Source organism: Clostridium sp. DL1XJH146 (assembly GCF_054819755.1).
In genome coordinates, this window is the sequence record NZ_JBTVVN010000163.1 from 1 (window position 1) to 251 (window position 251).

The following is a 251-nucleotide window of genomic DNA, read 5'->3' on the forward strand; positions in this document are numbered from 1 at the left end:
TTTTTCTCTCTTTTTACGCAAATGAAGAATAAAGGTGGTGAAATCTTTGGCCTCATTACGCGATATTAAGTCAAGGATCACGTCAACGAAAAAAACAAGCCAGATTACAAAAGCCATGCAGATGGTATCCGCTGCGAAGCTGAACCGTGCGGAAACCAACGCGAAGTCATTTGCTCCGTATATGGATAAGATCCAGGAGGTTGTGTTTAACGTCGGAAAAGGCGCGAAAAACGCGAAACACCCGATGCTTG

The 251-nt window shown here is 44.2% G+C and carries 1 protein-coding gene; it reads left to right on the forward strand.

The window, feature by feature from the left end:
- Nucleotides 1–46 precede the first annotated feature (46 nt).
- The coding region (locus ACVHXK_RS18945; protein WP_461207953.1) for a F0F1 ATP synthase subunit gamma at nucleotides 47–251 on the forward strand (205 nt) is incomplete at its 3' end.